We start from the raw sequence: 19634 nt of genomic DNA, 5'->3' as shown, positions 1-19634 counted from the left end.
TTTCCGCGCCACATCGATCTTCTGGGGCGGGGCGGCCGGGTTCGGGCTGACGGCGGGCGTCCTTTATTTCCTGCGCGAATACATCCTCTACATGGTCAAGGCCGGCCACATCGCCGTGCTGGTCGAGCTGATGGACGGTCGGTCGATCCCGGAAGGCCGTCCGCAGATCGAATATGCGACGCAAGTGGTGCGCGATCGGTTCGGGGCGGCCAACGTGCTCTTTGCGGTCGACCAGCTGGTCAAGGGCGTGCTGGCGGCGATCACCGGCATCGTGCAGGGCGTCGCCGCGCTCGTGCCGATTCCCGGCCTGCAGCAGTTCATTGGCATCATCCGCGCGTTCCTGCGGATCGCGGTCGGGTTCGTCGACGAGGTGATCCTCGCCTACGCCATCCGCACGCGGGCGGACAATCCGTGGGCGGCGGCCAAGACCGCGCTGGTGCTCTACGGGCAGAACTACCCGGCGATGCTCAAGAACGCGGCGTGGCTGACGATCATCACCTATGTGCTGGCGTTCCTCGTCTTCCTCGTCATGCTGGCGCCGGCGGCCGCGGTGGTGTGGGTGCTGCCGGGCGCCTGGTCGGCGGGCGGGTTCGTCTTTGCCATTCTCTTTGCGTGGGCGGTTAAGGTCGCGCTCATCGAGCCCTTCGCCATCGCCTGCATGATGCAGGTCTACTTCCAGGCGATCGAGGGGCAGGAGCCCGATCCCGTGTGGGAGGGGCGGCTCTCGGCGGCGTCCAAGAAGTTCAACCAGCTGAAGGACAGGGCGTCCTCCTGGATCGGCCACAAGCCCTCCGGCGAGGAGGGGCCGGCGGCGCCATCGACCCCGCCGGCTTGAGGCTTCAGGTAAAGCTGTAGTGCAGGCGCACGCACCCCTGGCCGACGTCCTTGGCGGAGATGAGCCTCGGCGAAGCCTTGAAGCCCGTCGGCGGGAAGAGCGGGATGCCACCACCGATGATCTCGGGGATGACGTAGATCTCGATCTCGTCGAGCGCGCCGCGCTCCATGAAGGTCATCTGCAGCCTGCCGCCGCCGAGCATCCACACATCTCCGTCATTGAGCGCGCGCAGCTCTTCGATCAGAGCGTCGACGTCGCTCCGAGCCTCGAGTGGTCCCTTGGGATTGTCGATGGGCTTGGAGGTGACGACGATCACCCGCTGGTCGCCGTAGGCCCACGGGCTGGATTCCTTTGCGATCCAGTCATAGGTCCCACGCCCCATCACCACCGTGCGGATGCGCTTGATGAAGAAGCTGTAGTGGTGCTCGCCCCCGAAGTCGGCGCTGTCGTATTTGAGCAGCCAATCGAGGTTTTCGTCCTCCGTCGCGATGAAGCCATCGAGGCTTGTGGCGATGTATCCGAGAATTCTAGCCATGGTGAGTCTCCTCGTGTATCATCGTCACGATATATAAATGAACGTTCATTTACAAATGGAATTTGCGATTGGCTCGCCAAAAAACGGTCACTGACGAGGCGGTCCTCGACGCGGCATTGGGGGTGATGACGCGGGCCGGGCCGGAGGCGGTGACGTTCGCCTCCGTCGGTCGGGAAGTGGGCCTCTCGGCGGCAACGCTCGTGCAGCGCTACCCGACCAAGCCCGAGTTCCTGCGCGCGGTACTGCTACGGGCCTGGGACCATCTCGATGCGCAGACCGCCGAGCTCGACGCAACGGCCGAGATCAGCCCGGAGGGGGCGGTGGCGATGCTCGTCGCCATGTTCCCGACCGGGGATGGGGAAACGGACTATGCCGAGGGCTTGCTGATCCTGCGCGAGGATATGCGCGATTCCGTGCTGCGGGAACGCGGCGCGCGCTGGGGCGAGGTGCTGGCCAGGGCGCTGGGACGCCGGCTCACCTCCGATCTTTCCCGGCAGGAACTTCTCGGGCGCCTGATGGCCAGCCAGTGGCAGGGCGCCCAGCTCTGGTGGGCGTTCGAGCGCAAGGGCGATCCGGCGAGCGTCATCGGCCGCGAGCTGCGCCAGTGGTGCGAGGTGGTGCTGGCGGGAGAGAAGCAGCCCTAGTGCAGGTTTTAGCGAATCCTGCGGCTTCTTTGCTCGTCATCCGTTGATGGGAGGAATGAGGTGGGGTGAAGCTTCGGCGGCCCACCGGAGGCCCCCTCACCCGGCGCGATGCGCCGACCTCTCCCCCCAAGGGAGAGGTGAAGAGGGGCACTCAGTCGGTGAGCCCGCCACCTCTCCCTTCGGGGGAGAGGTCGGCTCCGAAGGAGCCGGGTGAGGGGCCTTCATCTCCCGCATACCAGCCCATGGCCAATCCGGTCTTGCCAGGAATTTAGCGAGCGGCTCCATCGCGACGCCCCCTCAGGAGGAGGGAGCTCCCGGCTCGGGCTTGCGTCAAGATCCGAACCCCTCCAGCCCTTGCGGTGGCGTCCGCTCCGCTGCACAATCGGTAGGTGCAATGCGGGAAGGCGCCATGGCTTTCTGCCTCATCGAAACCGATCTCGGCTGGTTCGGGCTCGTCTGGAGCCCGCAGAGGATCACGCGCGCCTATCTGCCGGGCGAGACGCCCGAGGCGATGCGTGCCCGCCTTGCACGCCACGGGCCGGAGACGACGGAGGGGCCGGTGTTCGTCTCCGAGGCGAGGGCGCTGATCGCAGAATATGCGCGGGGTGAATCGGTCTCGTTCGCGAGCCTGCCGCTCGACCTTTCCGGGGTCAGCGATTTCAACCGGCGCGTCTACGAGGATATCCTGCGCCTCAACTGGGGCGAGACCACCACCTATGGCGACATCGCATGGCGGCTCGGGGACGTTGCGCTCGCGCGCGCGGTGGGGCAGGCGATGGGGTCCAACCCGATCCCGCTCATCATTCCCTGCCACCGGGTGCTGGGAAGCGGCGGCAAGACCGGCGGATTCTCCGCGCCGGGCGGCAGGGAGGCGAAGCTACGGATGCTCGCGCTCGAAGGCGTCGAGGCCGACCCGCAGGCCGGTCAGCTCGCTTTCGGCTTCTAGAAACGGCGGCGACATCGTAAGGTCCGGCCTTCGGGACAGCCGGATACAAGCGTCATGGTTTTCAGGTTCCTACCCGACGACAAGTCCGCGGCTGCCGCCGTACGGCGCATTGCGCGCCAGGAGATCGCGGCTGCGCTCGCCGAGACTGCCGACGAACGGCAATCGTTCGATACGCGCGTCCACGGCGCTCGCCGGCGCTGCAAGCGCCTGCGGGGGCTTGCACGGCTCGTGCGGCCGCAGTTCGGCGGCTATGCCCGCGTCAACACGGCCGTGCGCGAGGCGATGGCGGGGCTCGCCCATACGCGCGACGCCGCCGTGATCGTCGAGACGCTGGACGGCCTGACCGCACACGGCGCGGACGGCGTGGCGGAGGATACGTTCGTGCGCGTTCGCCAGGCGCTTTCTGCACGGGTGGAGCAGGTCGGCGGCAACGAGCAGCAGCGGCTGATCGCCGATCTTTCGGGGCACCTACGCGCCCTCGCCGACGAGGTGGAAAGCTGGCGACTGGATAGGAAAGGCTTTGCCGCACTCGAGGGCGGGCTGACGCGGATCTACGCCGGCATGGGCAAGGCCATGCGCGCGGCGCTCGCCGCGCCCGACGACGAAGCGCTGCACGAGTGGCGCAAGCTCGTCAAATACCATTGGCACCACATCACCCTGATGCGGGAGACGGCCCCGGACGTGCTCGGGCCGCAGCGGGCGCTGGCCGATGAACTCGGAGAAGCCCTGGGCGACCATCACAATCTCAGCGTCCTTATCCGGATGCTTCCGGTCCTCGCCGAAGAGAGCGACCGCGCGGGCATTGCCGCTGCCGCGCGCCGCAAGCAGGAACGGCTTGCCGAACGCGCCTTCTTTATCGGCCGGCAGGTTGCGGCGGAGCCGCCCAAGGCGCTCGCCAAGCGCTTCGGCGGGTACTGGAAGCTGATGTACGGGTAAGCCATGGGCGTGGAGATCGAGCGCAAATTCCTCGTCACCTCCGATGCCTGGCGGAAGCAGGCGACGGGCAGCGTCGCGCTGGAGCAGGGATATCTCGCCCGCTCTTCTGGGGTCTCAGTGCGGGTGCGCATCCATGACGGCAGCAGCGCTTTCCTTACCCTCAAGAGCGGCGGACAGGCGCTGACGCGGGCCGAGTACGAATACGCCATCCCTGTTGCGGACGCGCGTGAGCTCATGGCGCTCTGCCAGCCCAACGTCATCGTCAAGCGGCGGCACCTGGTGCCGGCGGGCGATCTCACTTGGGAGGTGGACGTGTTCGAAGGACGGCACAAAGGGCTGGTGCTCGCCGAAATCGAGCTCGATGCGGCCAACAGGAAGATCGAGCTGCCGGATTGGATTGGGGATGAGGTCACCGGCGACGAGCGTTATTACAACGCCGTGCTTGCCTATCGATGAAGTTGGAGCCTTGCCAGCTACTGCCAGCGCTTGAACGACTTGAGGTGATTGACGGCTTTGGTGACGGTCTGCGTGATCTTCTCGACGCTGTCGGTCACCGGCACGGGTAGCACGTTCTCGGCAGCCGGGTCGGGCACCTCGAGGGTGGCGAACTGGCTGTCGAGGAGACTCAGGGGCATGTACTCGTGCTTGCGTCTGGCCATACGCTCGGCGATGACCTCCTTCGTGCCGTCGAGATAGACGAAGAGGATCGGCTCGCCGGCCTTTTCCACGAGGTAGTCGCGGTAGATCCGGCGGAGCGCCGAGCAGGCGCCCACCGCAACGCCCTTGCGGTCGGCCGCCTCGGCAAGCGCCGTGGCGAGTGCCGCCAGCCATGGCCAGCGGTCCTCGTCGGTCAAGGGAATGCCGGCGCGCATCTTCTCGACGTTCGCGGGCGGGTGATAGCCGTCGCCGTCGAGGAAGGGCGCGTGCAGCCGCCGGGCGATCGACTGGCCGACGGTCGACTTGCCCGACGAAGACACGCCCATGACGATGATGATGCGGGCCGGGGTCATGTCAGACGACTGCGGTGAAGGCGCCATCGACATAAAGGATGTGTCCGTTGACGAAGCTGGCGGCGTCGGAGGCGAGGAAGACGGCGGCTCCGCCCAGTTCCTCGACCTCGCCCCAGCGGCCCATGGGCGTGCGCTTTTCCAGCCACGCGTTGAAGTCCGTATCGGCGATCAGCGCCTCGTTGAGTTCGGTCTTGAAGAAGCCCGGCGCGATGGCGTTGGCGTTGATGCCATGCCTCGCCCAGTCGGCAGCCATGCCGCGCGTGAGGTTGGCGATGGCGGCCTTGGCCGCGCCATAGGGTGCGACGCCCTGGCGGGCGTGGTCGGTCAGCACCGAGCAGATGTTGATGATGCGGCCGCGCTTGCGCGCGATCATACCCTTAGCGGCCGCCTGCGAGACGGCGAACGTCGCCGTCACATGCGTCATCATCAGCGCTTCGAATTTTTCGCGGGGAAACTGGTCGAGCGGGGCGCGGTGCTGCTGGCCGGCGTTGTTGAAGAGGATGTCGATGCCGCCGAGTTCGTCCTCGCAGTAGGCGATGCCGTCGGCGACGCTCTCGTCACTGGTGACGTCGAAGGCGACCGCTTTAACCGTAAGGCCCTCGGCGGCGAGGTCCTTGGCCGCGCTGCCGAGCGCCTCGGTATCGCGGCCGTTGAGCACGACCTCGGCGCCCGCTTGCCCAAGCGCCCGCGCGATGGCGAGGCCTATGCCGCGGCTGGAGCCGGTGACGAGCGCCCGACGGCCGGCGAGGCTGAACTGGGAGAGGATGGACAAGGCAGGCCTCCTGACGTGGCGCGACCCTAGTTCATCGATCGCGCAAAGCGCAATACGATCTTCCATACAAGAGCGTCGATTTGCTCGAAAAATGCGCCGGGGCCACTTCCGTTGGCGACGCGTTTGTGGTCAGGTTCGCCGCCCGCGGTGACGCGGTTCAAAAGATGCGACTTCAGTAGAGGACTGGCGAATGTCGACAGCGGATATCGGCCTTATCGGCCTTGCGGTTATGGGCTCGAACCTTGCTCTCAACATCGCCGAAAAAGGCTACACCATCGCCGTCCACAACCGATCGTCCGGCCGCATCGACGAGTTCGTCGCCGAGGCCAGGGAGCAAGGTCTCGACGGCAAGACCATCGCCAAGTACGACCTCGCCGACTTCGTGCAGTCGGTAAAACGCCCGCGCTCGATCATCATCATGGTCAAGGCCGGCAAGCCCGTCGACGACATGATCGAGCAGCTGCTGCCGCTCCTGGAGCCGGGCGACGCGATCATCGAGTGCGGCAACTCGCTCTTTACCGACACGCAGCGCCGGTTCGATTACCTCACCCCCAAGGGTATCGGGTACCTCGGCGTCGGCGTTTCCGGCGGCGAGGAAGGGGCCCGGCACGGTCCTTCGATCATGGTCGGCGGCTCCAAGGAGCAGTGGCACAATGCCGAAGCGGTGCTGACCGCCATTTCCGCCAAGTTCAACGGCGAGCCGTGCTGCGCCTATCTCGGGGAAGGCGGCGCGGGGCATTTCGTCAAGACCATCCACAACGGCATTGAATATGGCGACATGCAGATGATCGCCGAGGTCTATGGCGTCATGCGCGATGGGCTTGGTATGAATCCAAAGGCTTGCGCCGAAGTCTTCAAGGAATGGAACAAGGGTCCGCTCAATTCCTACCTCATCGAGATCACCGGCCATGTGCTGGAAGCCGTGGATGAGGAGACCGGCAGGCCGCTGGTCGAGCTGATCCTCGACAAGGCCGGGCAGAAGGGCACGGGCGTATGGTCGGCGATCGCTGCCCAGCAGATGGGCGTGCCGGCGACGGCCATCGAGGGCGCGGTCGCCGCCCGCTCGATCTCGGCGCGCAAGGACGAGCGCGTCGCCGCCGAAGCCGCCTACGGCAAGCGCGCCGACAAGAAGGCCGATGTGACGCTCGCCGACCTCGAGAAGGCGCTGCTCGCCGGCAAGATCGTCTCCTATGCGCAGGGCTTTGCCGTCATCGCCAAGGCCTCCGAGGAAAACGGCTGGGGCCTGCCGCTCTCGATCATCGCCAAGATCTGGCGCGCCGGCTGCATCATCCGCTCGCGCTTCCTCGACCAGATGTCGGCAGCCTACGCCAAGGGCGAGGCGACGAACCTCCTCATGGTGCCGGACTTCATCGCGCTGATGAAGGACAGCCATCCGTCCCTGCGCAAGGTCGTTGCCGCCGCCGCCACCGCCGAATTCCCGATGATCTGCCTTTCGGCCGCGCTCTCCTACTTCGACAGCTACCGGCAGGCGCAGGGCACCGCCAATCTCATCCAGGGGCAGCGCGACTTCTTCGGCGCCCACGGCTTCGAGATCGTCGGGCGCGGCACGGACCTGCACGGCAAGTGGCCGTCGACGCTCGGGAACTGAGGCGGGTACGATGACGCCCGAAGACGTCCTCGCCCAGTACGAAGCCCGCATCAACCGGCACGATTTCGACGAGCTCGTGCCGCTGATCTCGGGCGAGGCGGTCTTCTGGTTCAACGACGGTTCGTTGTCGGGCCTTGCCGAAATCAGGCAGGCGTTCGAGGCAACCTGGGAGCGCTTTCCTCTCGAGGACTATTGGCTCACGGACAAGCGTTGGATCGCCCATGGCGAGGGCGCAGCTGCCTGCCTCTACCGCTTCAACTGGAAGGCCGAGGTGGACGGCAAGCCGCTCTCAGGCGCCGGGCGCGGCACGACTGTGCTGCGCCGCGAGGCCGAGGAATGGAAGATCGTGCATGAGCATTTGAGCGGGTTGCCGGGCTGATCGCTAGGGGCACCATCCTGCCCGACCCACCGGCTGTCATCCCGGCGAAGGCCGGGACCCAACCCTGACGTTCTCCACGAGCACAGAAAGAGCAGTTGCGCCCCTCCTGCCTCGTTCACACACCTTGCGGCTGTAGCTGTATCTCAGGATGGGTCCCGGCCTTCGCCGGGATGACAGCCGGTGGTGGGGGCGGCACGGGGGCAAGCCGGGCAATGACGACCGTTGGATGAGCGGCGCGATCGAGTACTACAGCCTCCGAAACATCACATAGCTGTCGACATACCCCTCCTGCGGGTGCCGGAACGCCTCCGGCAGCGTGCCGACGATGTCGAAACCCAGCGACTCCCAGAGCTTGACCGCGCGCGTGTTGGTCGAGACCACGTGGTTGAACTGCATGGCGCGAAAGCCGCGTTCGCGGGCGCGTTGCAGGGAAAATTCGCACATCGCGCGGGCGATGCCGCGGCCGCGGGCGGCTTCGGCGGTCATGTAGCCGCAATTGGCGACGTGCGCGCCCGGCCCCTGCTGGTTGGCCTTGAGGTAGAAGGTGCCGAGCACAACGCCGTCGTCTTCGGCGACGAACGTCTCGTGCGCCGGGCCGAACCAGTAGGCGAGCACCTCGTCGTCGGTGAGATCGGTCGGCATGGCATAGGTCTCGCCGGCCTTCAGCACCGGCGCGACGATGGCGAGGACGGCGGGCCGGTCGGCCTCAGCGGCGGGGCGGATTTGAACCATTCTCGTTGGGGTCCTCGTCGAGCGGCGGCACGCGGATCTGGCCGGGCGGCGCCATGTCGGGCACATGGGGGCGATCGGCGATGGAGGGGCGTCGGCCGAGATCGTAGCGCAAAGCCGCAAAGATGAAGAGCAGGACGCCGGTGATCACCAGCCCCGCCGAAGCGATGAACGGCGCGCCGGGGAAGTAGTCGGGCTGGTCGGGGTGGCGGGTGAAGAAGGAGAAGATCTGCGTCGCGGCCAGCGGCCCGATGATCGTCGCCAGCGAGTTGGCGGCGTTGACCGCGCCCTGCAGCTCGCCCTGGGCGTTGTCCGGCACCTGTCGGGACAGCACGCCGTTAATCGCCGGGGCGGCGAGGCCGGAGAGGGCGCCCAGCATGATGTAGCCGTAGAGCCAGATGACATCGGTGTTGAAGGAGACGCCGATGAAGGCGCCGGCCGCCGCCAGCATGCCGAATATGGTGATGGCCATCTCGCCGAAGCGCTTGACGAGCGGACCGACGAGCAGCGCCTGGCAGATGGCGAAGCCGATGCCGAAGGCGCCGAGGGCGCGCCCGATCTGGCTCGAAGAGAAATTGAAGACCTCGATGGTGAAGTAGTTGAAGACCGAGGGGAAGGCCTGCGCCGAGAGGGTGAAGCAGAACAGCACCAGCAGCAGCCAGAGGACGATCGGGTAGCGGCGGAGCGCCGCCACGGCGCCGAACGGGTTGGCGCGGCGGATGTCGAACCGGCGCCGCTTCTGGCGCGGCAGGCTCTCGGGCAGCACCAGCAGGCCGAAGAGGAAGTTGGCGAAGGCGAGCGCCGCGGCGGCATAGAACGGCACGCGTGGGCCGAATTCGCCGAGCTCGCCGCCGATGACCGGGCCGATGATGAAGCCGAGGCCGAAGGCGGCGCCGATGAGGCCGAAGCGATGGGTGCGCTTATGCGGAGGGGTGATGTCGGCCATATAGGCCGTCGCCGTCGCCACCGCCGCGCCCGCGACGCCCGCGATGAACCGGCCGATGAAGAGGTACCAGACGACCGGGGCGATCGCCATCATCAGGTAGTCGAAGGTGAGGCCGAGCAAGGAGGCGAGCAGCACCGGGCGGCGTCCGAACCGGTCGGAGAGGTTGCCGAGCACCGGCGAAAAGACGAACTGCATCAAGGCATAGACGAAGACCAGGTAGCCGCCTATGACGGCGGCTTCCGCGACGCTCCCGCCGGTCAGTTCCTCCAGGAGCTCGGGCAGCACGGGCACGATGATGCCGAGGCCGATCATGTCGAGAAGGATGGTGATGAGGATGCAGACCAGGGTCAGGCGGGAGCGCGTGGTGGTTTGCATGCGATTGACTGGACTCTCAAATGTGCCGCGCAGTTGACATAAGGCGGAAGGCCAAAGCAAGGCCTCGCGGATCGCCACAGCCTGCCCTTGAAGACACGCGCAAACCGTTGCTGCCATTTAGGCGCGTTCGAATGCAATGACTACCCGGCTCGGCAAATTTGCCGGTTGACTGCCGTGTTCAGTCCGTGGACGCGGCATCCCGTTCCGCGTCATAGCCGTAGAGCCAGTCGAGCCGCCGGAAATGCGCCTGCGGGCCGCCGAGGCGCATGGCAGCATTGCGCGCCAGCGTGAAGGGCCACCGCATGTGGAAAATCGCGCCGTTCGCCTTCGAGATGCGCGCGACCCTGGCGACGCGGTGCTTGCGCGCCGCCTCGTAGCGCGCGAAGGCCGTGTGCGCGTCCGGCGCGCTGGCAAGGAGCGGGGCGAGCACGGCGGCATCCTCGATGCCCATGGCCGCGCCCTGCGCCTGGAAAGGCAGCATGGCGTGGGCGGCGTCGCCGATCAGGCCGACATTGCCGCCATGCCAGGTGTCGGCCGCAACCGTATAGAGGGGCCATGCCGTCCAGCTGTCCCCGGCGAGCTCGACGAGCCCGGCAAAGCGCGGGTCGCGCAAGGCCGAACGCGGCGGGTCTGGATGCGTCGCCCGCGATTCGGCGTCCGTTGCCGGATGGCGGGCCGGCGAGAACAGCACGACGTTGGCAAGGCCGCGATGGGGCAGGGGATAGGCGACGAGGTGATGGCTGGGACCGAGCAGCAGCGAGGTGCGGTCGGGCGCGATCATATCTTTCGTCGCTTCCAGCGGCACCAGCGCGCGCCAGGCGAGGCGACCGGCGTAGCGGGCATCGGGGCCGTTGAGGATCCTCCGCCGCGTCGGGGAATGCACCCCGTCGGCGCCGACAAAGGCAAAGCCTTCGCCCGAGCGGCCGATGGCGGCGAGCTCGCGAGCCGAAGCGAGGATTCCTGCGCCCTGCGTTTCGGCGGTGAAGTCTGCGACCCCGAAGACGATCTCGATGTTGGCGAAGCGCCTGCAGGCGGCGTGCAGCACTTCGGCGAGGTCGGCGCGGTGCATCACCGCATAGGGGCTGGCGTAGCGGGCGCGGGACGCTTCGCCCAGTTCGAGGGTCACCAGCGGCTTGTCATGGCCGAACGGATAAACGTCGATGCCTTCGGGCTCGAGGCTTCGCGCGGCGATCGCTTCGCCGAGGCCCAGGCGGTCGAGAATGCGGCGGGCGTTGGGGCTGATCTGGAGGCCGGCGCCGAACACGGATGGGGCGGTGTTGCGCTCCAGCACGACGACGCTCACGCCGAACTTGGCAAGGCCCAGCGCCAGCGTCAGGCCGGCGATGCCGGCTCCGGCGATATAGACGGTGCGGCCATTGGCCGGCATGACGCGCCTGTCAGGCGTGAGCGGTCTCGAAGACGGCGGTGGGCGGGTTGGCGGCGCCGGCCGGGAGCTTGGGGTCGTAGACGTAGAGCGTCGAGCAATAGGGGCAGACGATCTCGTTGTCCTTGCCCATGTCGAGGAAGACGTGCGGATGATCGAACGGGGGCTTGGCGCCGATGCACTGGAATTCCTTGGCGCCGATCTCGATGCGGCGCAGGCCCTCGGTGTTGTGGTAGTGGGGAATGGAAACGTGGGCCATGGCTTTACCTCGGCAGTCTCGGCGGCGTCGGCGCGGACCATAGTCAATCGCCGCGCGGAATGAAAGGGTTGGTGCGCGGGCTCTCGCTTGCTAGAGCGTCGCAGCGACAGCCGCTTCGTGGAGACCGACCTTGCCCACCTTCGAGCACGACGATCTGACGCTTGCCTACGAGATCCACGGCGAGGGGCCGCCGGTGCTCTGTATCCACGGCTTTGCCTCGAGCGGGCTGGTCAACTGGGTGCAGACGGGCTGGGTCGAGACGCTGACCGGGGCAGGGTACCGGGCGATCACCCTCGACAACCGCGGGCATGGGGCGAGCGAGAAGCCGCACGATCCCGAGCTCTATTATCCGCGCGCGATGGTGGCTGACGCGCTGGCGTTGCTCGATCACCTCGGAATCGAGAAGGCCGCCGTGCTCGGCTATTCCATGGGCGCGCGCATTTGCGCGTTCCTTGCCTATGAGCACCCGGAGCGGGTCGCCTGCGCCATTTTCGGGGGCATGGGCATGAACCTCGTCAACGGCCTCACGGACGGCAACGACATCATCGCGGGGCTGCTGGCGCCCTCGCTCGACGGGCTGACCCATCCGACGGCGCGGCAGTTCCGCATCTTCGCCGACCATACCGGCTCCGATCGCGAGGCGCTGGCCGCCTGCATGGAAACCTCCCGCCAACCCATGCCGCGCGCCGACGTGCGGCGGATCGAGGTGCCGGTGCTGGTGGCGGTCGGCGAGGCCGACGAGATGGCCGGGCGGCCCGAGGAACTGGCCGAGTTGCTGCCCAGGGGCGAGGCGTTCCTCATCCCCCGGCGCGACCACATGCGCGCCACCGGCGACACGAAATTCAAGCAGGCGGCGCTCGAGTTCCTCGGCAGGATGTTCCCCGCAGTCAGCCAAACGTGAACCAAACGTCCCGGCGGGGCTTTGTTAGAGGGTACGGTTTGGCGTATAGGAACGGGCGAAAAGGAGTCTCGCCATGAGCAGCAGCCAGGCGCGCACGCCGCAGATCGCCTCCGTCGATCCCGTCTGGGATGCGGTGGTCGCGGGCGCGCGCGAGATCGTTTCCAACGAGCCCTCGATGTCGAACCTCGTGGTTTCGGCCATCCTCAACCACGACACGTTCGAGCAGGCGCTGGCGCACCGCATCGCCGCCCGCCTCCACCATGACGACGTTTCGGCCGACCTCATCCGCCAGGCGTTCCACGATGCCCTGGCCGACTATCCCGAGATCGGCGAGGCGGCGCGTGCGGATCTTGCCGCGACCCTCGAGCGCGATCCGGCCTGCCACCGCGCGATCGAGCCGCTGCTCTACTTCAAGGGCTACCAGGCCATCCAGACGCACCGCTTCGCCCACGCGCTCTTCCTCGCGGGGCGGCGCGATTTCGCGCTCTACCTGCAGAGCCGCTCAAGCCAGGTGTTCCAGGTGGACATCAATCCGGCCGTCAAGATGGGCCGCGGCATCATGCTCGACCACGGCACCGGCCTCGTCATCGGCGAGACGGCGGTCGTCGGCGACAACGTCTCCATGCTGCAGGGCGTGACGCTCGGCGGCACCGGCAAATCCGACCAGGACCGGCATCCAAAGATCGGCAACGGCGTTCTTATCGGTGCAGGCGCCAAGGTTCTGGGCAATATCCGCATCGGCGACTGCTCACGGATCGGCGCCGGCTCGGTGGTGCTGAAGGAAGTGCCGCCGCGCGTGACGGTGGCGGGTGTGCCCGCCAAGGTCATCGGCGAAGCCGGGTGCGCCCAGCCGGCGCTGGTGATGGACCAGATGATCCTGGTCCACGACATGAAACAATAGAGGGGACGGCGGGGATAAGTCCGATGCGGACTTGCCCGCCGCGCCTGAGCGGCTAAAGTCCGGCTCCCCGAGGCATATGAAGCAGGAATAGCGCGTGAACCAACCCGAAATCATCAAGCTGCAGAACTACCTGCAGCGCACGTTCAACAACCGCAACATCGATGTGCGGCCGCGCGCCAAGCTCAACGACTCGGTCGAGGTGTTCATCGGAGAAGAGTCGATCGGCCTCATCCACGTCGACGACGAGGACGGCGACCGGTCCTACATGTTCTCGATGTCGATCCTCGACATCGACCTCGAGGACTGAGCCGAGATCGTTCGGCCGGGCGACAGCACCGGCCGGATGCCTACTAGGCGCCGATGGCGGTCATCATCCGCTGCGTGACGGCGTCGAACTCCTTCCAGCTCGCCAGCACCGTCTCGTCGAAGGCGTAGACTGCGCCGATGCCGCTCGGCAGGATGACTGTCCTGAGGCATCGCGCAGGCGATTCCGGCTGGATGGGGGCCATGCACTTGGCGACGAAGGGGGCGGGCGAAAGCGGGTCGTACCAGACCGTCTCGCCCCCATAGCCGCGAGCAGGCCTTAGCGGCTTGCCGACGAGTCCCGGTGGGCCTCGCAGCGTTTCCGCTTCGAACTCATGGACATAGACGGTGTCGAGCAGCACCTCGCTCGGCCGCACGCGGCTGCGCGGCAGGAGCGTGACGTCGATCGTCGCCGGTTTGTCGAAGCCGTCGAGGGTGACGGTGGCCGCAAGGTCGATCTGCGTGGCGAATTCGTCCGTGAGGTCGGCGCCGCTGCGGAACCAGCCATAGGGAATGCGCAGCTCCCGCGCGCCGATGGTGCGGGTGACGATGCTCGTCAGCGCCTTGGCCGAAGGCGCGGCCTGGCGGGAAGACATATGGAAATCGAGAAGATAGGCAGCGCCCACAGCCGCCAGCGCGGCGATGACCGCGAGGCCGGCAAGGTTGTAGGCGATGGCCGGGGCCCGGCGCGGTGCGGAGGTGGCGGGCGCTGAAGCCATGCGCGTTAACCAGAATTGCCGAGGGCGGATGACAGCCGATAGGGCGCCGAATATGCTTAACAAAGCGTTAACGAATGACCAGAGATGTGCGGGGAGCGGCGGTGCGATGGTGAGAGAATTGCTGCTGGCGGGGTTCATCATGGGAGTGGGCCTGTGCATCGCGGGGGCAGGCACGCACCTCTATCAGTGGCTCGTCCGGCAGGAGGCGCTGCTGCGCTACGACGGCGCCACCGTCCTCCATATGTTCGGCAACCTCATCATGAGTTTCGTGTGCGGCCCCTACATCGTCCTGCAGCTCGGCTGGCGCCCGCGACCGGGCGAGACGATAGAGCTGAGTTCGGCCCTGATCACGGCCCTCGTCGCTTTCGGCTGGGCATTCGTCACCGGCCTGTTGTTCGTGGGCATATACGTCGGGCTGCGCTATTGAATCAGCGCGGCCGGCTTCGATTTCTCGAAGCCGGCCGTGCTCTTCAGACCCCATACTTGTCAGGGTATCGGCGGGGCCCGGAAACTTAGTGGCTGGCGGTAGTGGCGACGGCCATGGTGCGGTTGTCGATCATGTCGACCCAGCGGCCGGCGTGGGCCTGGTCCTGGCGCTTGACGAACTGGTAGGGGGTCTCGTTCCACACGCGGATGAGGCCATCCTGGTTGTCGAGCACGAGATCGCCGCGGTCGGTGCGCACGATAAGGACCGCGTGGCCGTCGCCGTTGGGCTCGCGCACCACCGACATCAGCAGGGCGCTGGCGGGCCAGCCGGCCTCGATCAGCGCGCGGCGCTTGGCCAGAACGAAATCCTCGCAGTCGCCGTAGCCGTTGGGATAGGTCCAGAACTCCTCAACGCCGTAGAGATCGTTGTCGGAGACGGCGACGATGGTGTCGTTGTAGTAGGCGTTGATCTCGAGAAGCTGCGACCAGCGCGCGTCGTCGAGGGTGACGGCCAGCACCGGGTTGGCGTTGGCCTGGCATTCAGCCGGACGGCTGTTGCAGAACTCGGCATGGCCGACCGGGATGCTGGTGTTGCCCGTCGCGGTCTGGACGAAAGCCACGTTCGTCAGGTCGAGCGCTGCGGCCGGAGCGGCGCAGAGCGCTGCGAGAGCGACGACGATGAAGCTTTTCAGACCCTTGAAGGTGGTGGACATGGCGTGATCTCCCTGACGGAGACCACGTTAGAGACCGGCAATTGCCCCGGTCCGAAAACTGCAACGCAGTTTTTATGCGTGTTTTATGGGTTTGCGGAAGGTTTGATTAAGCATGAGGATCGCAAGAGCTCGCACCTCACCATGAGGGCTACTGGAATTCTGCGGCACCGGCAGTAGCCCTCATGGTGAGGTGCCGCGCAGCGGCCTCGAACCACGAGGGCGTGGCATTAAACTCAGTTCACCCGCAGATTCTGCTGCACGACGGTGATCATCTCCTGCGTCGAGGCGAATTCCACGGCGACGCCGTTGTGGAAGTGCCGCACGACGCGGGCGCGCATGCGGCCGAGGCTGACGCGCGTGCCGATGGCCGGGCGCACATCGAGCTCGATGGCGGCTCCCGAGAGCGAGATGTCGATGATCTTGCAGTTATAGCGGCGCCCGTCGTCGAGCACCACGGTCGAATGCCGGTTGTCGGGCACGACGCGCTCGTGGCGGCGATCCTCGGGCAGGTTGAGGATGTCCTTGTTGGCGAGCCAGGTGAGCTGGGCCGCCATCTTGTCGCGCTTGCGGATGGTGGCTTCGATGTTCATCAGGAACCCGCCGTCGACCTCTTCGACGATCATGCCCTCGATGCGCCCGATATGATCGAGGTAGGCGATGACCTTCTCGCCAACGAGGCCGGTGACCGGCGCGATGACCAGCGCATCGCCCGGCGACATCTCCAGCACCTGGCAGGGGAACTCGCGCTTGTCGGCCAGCATGTAGCGGCCGAGCACGGACACCTTCACGCGCTGGAACCTCGTGGGTCCCGCGTTCGTACGGGTCGCGACCGCCGGGGGCGGTGAAATGAGGTCGTCGCTGAACATGCGCCAAGCCGATCGGAGCGGAACAATCCACAGCAATCGTAATGTGGCTTGGTTAATGCATGGTGAGGACCTACGCGTGTTTGCGCATGGGCGTTTAGCGAATCCGCGGGCCTATTGCCGTCCACCGTCGATGACGGCCAGATGCGCGTAGCGGCGGGCGCTGCGGCCGAAGACAGTCGCCGGCGTGCCGCTGGACGGCGCGGTCGAGAAGGGCGGTTCACCCGAGACGTTCGCGGCGACCTCGGCCACCAGATCCTGCTGCGGCACGTCGTCGGGCCAGATGAGGCGAAGGCCCGTGATGCGCTGCTCGACGATCGGCTGCACGCCCAGCCAATAGGGCTGGTCGAGGGCCGTCATGGCGCCGAGCACGCGCGTATAGGTCGAGCCGTTGTGGCGGAGCGGCAGGAGGATGGTCTCGAAGGAGACCTTGGTGTTGATCGCCGTCGTGCCCTGGAAGGTAACGAGGGCGACGGCATGGTCTTCGGTCACCGCGCGGATCAGCGTCTCGATGGCGTCCCTGTCGCGCTCATGCCAGAGGGTCGAGAAGGAGCGGGCCTTGAGCTCGCGGCAATAAGCGGTGCAGAGATGCGAGCCGGCAAGGCGGAAGGCAAAGCCGCCATTCTCCTCGAGCTCGAGGATGAAGGTATTGGCCAGGGCCTCGCGGATGCGGGTCGGGTCGATATCGCGGCGGTCGGGCGCGCTACGGGCGCCACGCAAGGTGTTCCAGTAGTCGTAGAGCGTCTTGGTGCTCGCTTTTTGCATTGTTCTTATCCGCCAGAATCGTGCGAGCCATCTCGGATTGGATGCCCCCGCCGCAACACCCGGAGAGTGGCAAAACCGGCCGTCAAAATCGCCTTTAAACAATGGTTAAGGTTAACGCGGGCGGCGCGGTGTGGAAAACATGTCCCGAAACCGGCCAGGCCGGCCCTCACGGAGAAACCGCATGAGTGAACAAGATGGGGACGGCCAGGGAGAGGCGCAACCGGCCCACGAGCCCGCGATCCTCATACCCGGCGGGGCGCTGGCGCTGATCGGGCTGCTGGTCGCCGTCTTTCTCGCCGAGACGCTGGTTCTTAACCAAGAGGCGCGGCTCTGGTTTCTCAACCTCTTCGCCTTCATGCCGTTGCGGATCCTCGCGGCGGGCGAAAACCTGGCGCTCGCCTGGCCGCTGGTGTGGACCCCGTTCACCCATGCTCTGCTGCATGCGGGCTGGGAGCACCTGCTGGTCAACGTCGCGTGGCTGGCGGCCTTTGCAACACCCGTGACCCGGCGCTACGGCACCTGGCCGATGCTGATCCTCTTCTTTGCGAGTGCGGCGGCAGGCGCGGCGGCGTTCGCTATAACGAACTTCATGACCGTTACTTACCTGATTGGCGCTTCGGGAGGCGTCGCCGGGCTGACGGGGGCAGCGATGCGCTTCATCTTCCAGCCGATCATCGTCGGGCAGGACCCGGAGACCGGAGAGCGGGTGATCCTCGGCCGGCGCCTCGCGTCGTTGTCCGAGATGATGCGCAATCCGCGCTCGCGGGTCTTCACGCTCTTCTGGCTGCTGATCAATGCGGCCGTGCCCTTCCTGCCGCTGGTCCTGGGCGGGGAGGGGGTGCAGATCGCCTGGCAGGCGCATCTCGGCGGCTTCATCGCCGGCGTGCTGCTGGTGCCGCTTTTCGAACGCGCTCCGCCGACGGCCGATCAGTAGAGGCCGGGAATCCACTTGGCGCGCACGCTGTAGGTGTACTCGGCATAACCGGGCAGTTCCCGCTGCAGCGTGCGATCCTCCATCTCGGTCCGCATGATGAGGAGGATCGTCGTCAGGAGCGCAGGGACCTGCGCGACCACCGATCCCAGCGCGAAGCCCCAGCCGAACGCCATGAGGCTTGCCCCGACATAGCCGGGATGGCGGACGAAGGCATAGGGGCCGGTCTCGACGACCTGATGGTTGCGATCGGTCTGGATGCGCACGCTCGGCTCGAAGTGGCGGTTGACCGCCTGCGCCCAGGCGATGATCCAGAAGCCGCCGACGAAGAGCACGTAGCCGAAGATGATGACGTTGAAGGGCAGGGCGCTCCAGGCGAAGCGGGCATTGTCGAGGGCCGCGACCGGCAGGATCGAGACGAGGCCGAGGAGCGTCAGCGGCATCAGGACATAGTCCCATGCCTTGGTGTTGGCGCCGATGCCCTGGCGTGCGGCGATGATCTCAGGATTGACGCGCTGCATCCACGCGAGGGCGAGCCACATCTGCGCGGCGAGGGCGAAGAGGAATGCCCAGCCGAGGCTCCAGCTCCAGGTGCCCGCAGGCCAGAAGAGCAGGATGGCGATGATGACGACGGTCGCGCCCAGCGAAACCGCGGTGCGGCTTGCCGGTACGTCCGGATTGCTGGGGGACACGCTCACGACACCCTCCCAACTCGCATATGGCGCCAGTATACGCGCCGGCGCGCAGAAAGTCTTGGCGAACGAAAACTCCGCACGACTACCGATAGGCCTGCAAACCGTCGAATTTATGGATACGCGAAGCTAAATCCGTGGAGGATTTTTCGGATGTGAGGCGACGCCGGTCACCGGCGGAAGCCAGAACATCGAAGAAACTCAAGACCCGCTCCAACTATCCCTCGTGGGGCGGTCCGTTCGGGTTATTTGTCGGGCGCTGACTAAGCCGTCGCTTTGATCTTGTCGCGCGCGGCGGCGGCCAGGAACGCCGACCGGGTGACACCGATGCGATGGGCCGCCTGATCGATATCGGCCAGCAAGCCGACATCGATCGAGATGTTCGCCCGCGCCAACCGGCCGGTATCCATAATCAAAGGCACCGAAGCGAGGATAGCGCCACCCGCGAGCGCCTTCTTGACGTCGGCATCCGCCAGCAATTCCTCGAGGCTGCGCGGCGCTGGCGCTTCATTCCCATCAGCCAGTTCGTCGGCCGCCCATTCGGCCAGGGCATCGGCCGCGTCGTTGATGGCCTCATCCTGAGTGGATGCCATTGCAGTGCAGCCCGGAACGTCGGGAAAAGAAACCCCATATGCACCGTCGGCGAAGTCAACGAGGGCGATATATCGGGTCATTTTGTTCGCTACGGTTTCCCGTAGATCTCCTGTGGTTGTAGAGGCGGCGGAAGCTACTTCGTCCAGCCTGCCGCCTTGGCTATGGATTGAGCCACGCCGGGGGTGACGGTGCGATGCCTCGGCACCATGATCGGCTTGAAACCGGGCTTGCGGTACTTGTCGTGCTTGGTACCGTCGACCAACTCCCAGCCTTCCCGCTCAAGTCGGGCCTTAATCTTGCTGGTGTTGGTCTCGCGCTGCACCTGCTCGCTCCGATCATGTGCATATATTTGCGCAGAAACGGTACAAATCAAGCAGATATGCGCAATATTTTGCGCAAAAATCCCTTAGGAGAGGCGCCCAACGCCCTCGTCGGCGAGCCCGGCGTCGACCTCCAGGCGTACATGA

The 19634-nt window shown here is 66.1% G+C and carries 26 protein-coding genes; 12 read left to right on the top strand and 14 right to left on the bottom strand.

Annotated elements, in window-relative coordinates; genetic code table 11:
• Positions 1 to 835 (top strand): hypothetical protein (locus VE25_RS09780; RefSeq protein WP_046108421.1); only part of this gene is annotated, 835 nt, incomplete at its 5' end.
• Positions 836 to 839: 4 nt separating this feature from the next.
• Here the strand turns inward: VE25_RS09780 and VE25_RS09775 are convergent.
• Positions 840 to 1370, bottom strand: coding sequence for a dihydrofolate reductase family protein (locus tag VE25_RS09775; protein WP_046108420.1), 531 nt, complete (start codon positions 1368 to 1370; stop codon positions 840 to 842).
• Positions 1371 to 1438: 68 nt separating this feature from the next.
• On the opposite strand from VE25_RS09775, the gene VE25_RS09770 reads away from it, so the two are divergent.
• The 4 genes from VE25_RS09770 (at position 1439) to VE25_RS09755 (ending at position 4352) form a co-directional block, all read left to right on the top strand.
• Entirely contained in the window at positions 1439 to 2014 is a 576-nt protein-coding gene (locus VE25_RS09770; RefSeq protein ID WP_046108419.1) for a TetR/AcrR family transcriptional regulator, read from the top strand.
• Positions 2015 to 2423: 409 nt separating this feature from the next.
• Complete coding sequence (locus tag VE25_RS09765; protein WP_046108418.1) at positions 2424 to 2960, top strand: methylated-DNA--[protein]-cysteine S-methyltransferase; 537 nt, start codon at positions 2424 to 2426, stop codon at positions 2958 to 2960.
• A gap of 54 nt (positions 2961 to 3014) precedes the next feature.
• Positions 3015 to 3896 (top strand): CHAD domain-containing protein, encoded by an 882-nt coding sequence (locus VE25_RS09760; RefSeq protein WP_046108417.1) that lies wholly within the window; start codon positions 3015 to 3017, stop codon positions 3894 to 3896.
• A 3-nt stretch (positions 3897 to 3899) separates the two neighbouring features.
• On the top strand, positions 3900 to 4352 hold the full coding sequence (locus VE25_RS09755; RefSeq protein ID WP_046108416.1) for a CYTH domain-containing protein: 453 nt from the start codon (positions 3900 to 3902) through the stop codon (positions 4350 to 4352).
• A 17-nt stretch (positions 4353 to 4369) separates the two neighbouring features.
• Here the strand turns inward: VE25_RS09755 and VE25_RS09750 are convergent, their stop codons facing one another.
• Together VE25_RS09750 and VE25_RS09745 are read right to left on the bottom strand one after the other, a co-directional pair.
• Complete coding sequence (locus VE25_RS09750; protein WP_046108415.1) at positions 4370 to 4906, bottom strand: gluconokinase; 537 nt, start codon at positions 4904 to 4906, stop codon at positions 4370 to 4372.
• Between the two features lies 1 nt (position 4907).
• A complete protein-coding gene (locus tag VE25_RS09745; RefSeq protein WP_244466899.1) occupies positions 4908 to 5672 on the bottom strand; it encodes an SDR family oxidoreductase in 765 nt (254 codons plus the stop codon).
• A 196-nt stretch (positions 5673 to 5868) separates the two neighbouring features.
• On the opposite strand from VE25_RS09745, the gene gnd reads away from it, so the two are divergent.
• Positions 5869 to 7287, top strand: a complete 1419-nt coding sequence (gnd, locus tag VE25_RS09740) for an NADP-dependent phosphogluconate dehydrogenase (protein ID WP_046108413.1) — start codon at positions 5869 to 5871, stop codon at positions 7285 to 7287.
• Between the two features lie 10 nt (positions 7288 to 7297).
• Positions 7298 to 7666, top strand: coding sequence for a YybH family protein (locus VE25_RS09735; protein ID WP_046108412.1), 369 nt, complete (start codon positions 7298 to 7300; stop codon positions 7664 to 7666).
• A gap of 246 nt (positions 7667 to 7912) precedes the next feature.
• Here VE25_RS09735 and VE25_RS09730 read toward each other — a convergent pair whose 3' ends face one another.
• From VE25_RS09730 to VE25_RS09715, 4 genes are all read right to left on the bottom strand, one after another.
• On the bottom strand, positions 7913 to 8398 hold the full coding sequence (locus tag VE25_RS09730; protein WP_046108411.1) for a GNAT family N-acetyltransferase: 486 nt from the start codon (positions 8396 to 8398) through the stop codon (positions 7913 to 7915).
• Entirely contained in the window at positions 8373 to 9716 is a 1344-nt protein-coding gene (locus VE25_RS09725; protein ID WP_052731862.1) for a TCR/Tet family MFS transporter, read from the bottom strand. Before VE25_RS09725 ends, VE25_RS09730 begins: the two co-directional genes overlap by 26 nt.
• A 178-nt stretch (positions 9717 to 9894) precedes the next feature.
• Positions 9895 to 11103 (bottom strand): FAD-dependent monooxygenase, encoded by a 1209-nt coding sequence (locus VE25_RS09720; RefSeq protein ID WP_046108410.1) that lies wholly within the window; start codon positions 11101 to 11103, stop codon positions 9895 to 9897.
• 10 nt (positions 11104 to 11113) lie between these two features.
• Positions 11114 to 11359 (bottom strand): zinc-finger domain-containing protein, encoded by a 246-nt coding sequence (locus VE25_RS09715; RefSeq protein WP_046108409.1) that lies wholly within the window; start codon positions 11357 to 11359, stop codon positions 11114 to 11116.
• 130 nt (positions 11360 to 11489) lie between these two features.
• Here VE25_RS09715 and VE25_RS09710 point away from each other — a divergent pair, with 130 nt between their 5' ends.
• The 3 genes from VE25_RS09710 to VE25_RS09700 all read left to right on the top strand — a co-directional run bounded on the left by VE25_RS09710 (position 11490) and on the right by VE25_RS09700 (position 13468).
• Positions 11490 to 12260, top strand: coding sequence for an alpha/beta fold hydrolase (locus VE25_RS09710; protein WP_046108408.1), 771 nt, complete (start codon positions 11490 to 11492; stop codon positions 12258 to 12260).
• A 73-nt stretch (positions 12261 to 12333) separates the two neighbouring features.
• Entirely contained in the window at positions 12334 to 13161 is an 828-nt protein-coding gene (gene cysE, locus VE25_RS09705; RefSeq protein WP_046108407.1) for a serine O-acetyltransferase, read from the top strand.
• Positions 13162 to 13255: 94 nt separating this feature from the next.
• Entirely contained in the window at positions 13256 to 13468 is a 213-nt protein-coding gene (locus VE25_RS09700) for a DUF3126 family protein (protein ID WP_046108406.1), read from the top strand.
• Positions 13469 to 13511: 43 nt separating this feature from the next.
• On the opposite strand, the gene VE25_RS09695 is transcribed toward VE25_RS09700, so the two are convergent.
• Complete coding sequence (locus tag VE25_RS09695) at positions 13512 to 14183, bottom strand: hypothetical protein (protein ID WP_046108405.1); 672 nt, start codon at positions 14181 to 14183, stop codon at positions 13512 to 13514.
• Between the two features lie 106 nt (positions 14184 to 14289).
• On the opposite strand from VE25_RS09695, the gene VE25_RS09690 reads away from it, so the two are divergent.
• Positions 14290 to 14610, top strand: coding sequence for a DUF6949 family protein (locus tag VE25_RS09690; RefSeq protein WP_046108404.1), 321 nt, complete (start codon positions 14290 to 14292; stop codon positions 14608 to 14610).
• 85 nt (positions 14611 to 14695) lie between these two features.
• Here the strand turns inward: VE25_RS09690 and VE25_RS09685 are convergent, their stop codons facing one another.
• The 3 genes from VE25_RS09685 to VE25_RS09675 all read right to left on the bottom strand — a co-directional run bounded on the left by VE25_RS09685 (position 14696) and on the right by VE25_RS09675 (position 16950).
• Positions 14696 to 15322 carry a transglutaminase-like cysteine peptidase gene (locus VE25_RS09685; protein WP_052731861.1) on the bottom strand — a complete coding sequence of 209 codons (627 nt, stop codon included), beginning with the start codon at positions 15320 to 15322 and terminating at the stop codon, positions 14696 to 14698.
• 233 nt (positions 15323 to 15555) lie between these two features.
• A complete protein-coding gene (locus VE25_RS09680; protein WP_439328903.1) occupies positions 15556 to 16083 on the bottom strand; it encodes a PilZ domain-containing protein in 528 nt (175 codons plus the stop codon).
• A gap of 216 nt (positions 16084 to 16299) precedes the next feature.
• On the bottom strand, positions 16300 to 16950 hold the full coding sequence (locus VE25_RS09675; protein WP_046108403.1) for a PAS domain-containing protein: 651 nt from the start codon (positions 16948 to 16950) through the stop codon (positions 16300 to 16302).
• Positions 16951 to 17131: 181 nt separating this feature from the next.
• Between VE25_RS09675 and VE25_RS09670 the strand changes: the two genes are divergently transcribed.
• Positions 17132 to 17884, top strand: coding sequence for a rhomboid family intramembrane serine protease (locus VE25_RS09670; protein ID WP_046108402.1), 753 nt, complete (start codon positions 17132 to 17134; stop codon positions 17882 to 17884).
• On the opposite strand, the gene VE25_RS09665 is transcribed toward VE25_RS09670, so the two are convergent.
• From VE25_RS09665 to VE25_RS09655, 3 genes are all read right to left on the bottom strand, one after another.
• Positions 17878 to 18579 carry a methyltransferase family protein gene (locus VE25_RS09665; RefSeq protein ID WP_046108401.1) on the bottom strand — a complete coding sequence of 234 codons (702 nt, stop codon included), beginning with the start codon at positions 18577 to 18579 and terminating at the stop codon, positions 17878 to 17880. The two genes, VE25_RS09670 and VE25_RS09665, sit on opposite strands and share 7 nt — an antisense overlap.
• Positions 18580 to 18836: 257 nt before the next feature.
• A complete protein-coding gene (locus VE25_RS09660; protein WP_046108400.1) occupies positions 18837 to 19247 on the bottom strand; it encodes a type II toxin-antitoxin system HicB family antitoxin in 411 nt (136 codons plus the stop codon).
• Between the two features lie 53 nt (positions 19248 to 19300).
• A complete protein-coding gene (locus tag VE25_RS09655) occupies positions 19301 to 19489 on the bottom strand; it encodes a type II toxin-antitoxin system HicA family toxin (RefSeq protein WP_046108399.1) in 189 nt (62 codons plus the stop codon).
• Positions 19490 to 19634: the final 145 nt, after the last annotated feature.

The organism is Devosia geojensis, assembly GCF_000969415.1.
Classification (GTDB): domain Bacteria; phylum Pseudomonadota; class Alphaproteobacteria; order Rhizobiales; family Devosiaceae; genus Devosia; species Devosia geojensis.
This window is presented reverse-complemented; position numbering and strand designations above follow the sequence as displayed.

Bases quoted from the DNA above. Each gene is read 5' to 3' on its own strand.
- VE25_RS09775 (WP_046108420.1), bottom strand. From the start codon at position 1,370: ATGGCTAGAATTCTCGGATACATCGCCACAAGCCTCGATGGCTTCATC.
- VE25_RS09765 (WP_046108418.1), top strand. From the start codon at position 2,424: ATGGCTTTCTGCCTCATCGAAACCGATCTCGGCTGGTTCGGGCTCGTC.
- VE25_RS09760 (WP_046108417.1), top strand. From the start codon at position 3,015: ATGGTTTTCAGGTTCCTACCCGACGACAAGTCCGCGGCTGCCGCCGTA.
- VE25_RS09755 (WP_046108416.1), top strand. From the start codon at position 3,900: ATGGGCGTGGAGATCGAGCGCAAATTCCTCGTCACCTCCGATGCCTGG.
- VE25_RS09750 (WP_046108415.1), bottom strand. From the start codon at position 4,906: ATGACCCCGGCCCGCATCATCATCGTCATGGGCGTGTCTTCGTCGGGC.
- gnd (WP_046108413.1), top strand. From the start codon at position 5,869: ATGTCGACAGCGGATATCGGCCTTATCGGCCTTGCGGTTATGGGCTCG.
- VE25_RS09735 (WP_046108412.1), top strand. From the start codon at position 7,298: ATGACGCCCGAAGACGTCCTCGCCCAGTACGAAGCCCGCATCAACCGG.
- VE25_RS09730 (WP_046108411.1), bottom strand. From the start codon at position 8,398: ATGGTTCAAATCCGCCCCGCCGCTGAGGCCGACCGGCCCGCCGTCCTC.
- VE25_RS09725 (WP_052731862.1), bottom strand. From the start codon at position 9,716: ATGCAAACCACCACGCGCTCCCGCCTGACCCTGGTCTGCATCCTCATC.
- VE25_RS09720 (WP_046108410.1), bottom strand. From the start codon at position 11,103: ATGCCGGCCAATGGCCGCACCGTCTATATCGCCGGAGCCGGCATCGCC.
- VE25_RS09715 (WP_046108409.1), bottom strand. From the start codon at position 11,359: ATGGCCCACGTTTCCATTCCCCACTACCACAACACCGAGGGCCTGCGC.
- cysE (WP_046108407.1), top strand. From the start codon at position 12,334: ATGAGCAGCAGCCAGGCGCGCACGCCGCAGATCGCCTCCGTCGATCCC.
- VE25_RS09695 (WP_046108405.1), bottom strand. From the start codon at position 14,183: ATGGCTTCAGCGCCCGCCACCTCCGCACCGCGCCGGGCCCCGGCCATC.
- VE25_RS09690 (WP_046108404.1), top strand. From the start codon at position 14,290: ATGGTGAGAGAATTGCTGCTGGCGGGGTTCATCATGGGAGTGGGCCTG.
- VE25_RS09685 (WP_052731861.1), bottom strand. From the start codon at position 15,322: ATGTCCACCACCTTCAAGGGTCTGAAAAGCTTCATCGTCGTCGCTCTC.
- VE25_RS09680 (WP_439328903.1), bottom strand. From the start codon at position 16,083: ATGCTGGCCGACAAGCGCGAGTTCCCCTGCCAGGTGCTGGAGATGTCG.
- VE25_RS09675 (WP_046108403.1), bottom strand. From the start codon at position 16,950: ATGCAAAAAGCGAGCACCAAGACGCTCTACGACTACTGGAACACCTTG.
- VE25_RS09670 (WP_046108402.1), top strand. From the start codon at position 17,132: ATGAGTGAACAAGATGGGGACGGCCAGGGAGAGGCGCAACCGGCCCAC.
- VE25_RS09660 (WP_046108400.1), bottom strand. From the start codon at position 19,247: ATGACCCGATATATCGCCCTCGTTGACTTCGCCGACGGTGCATATGGG.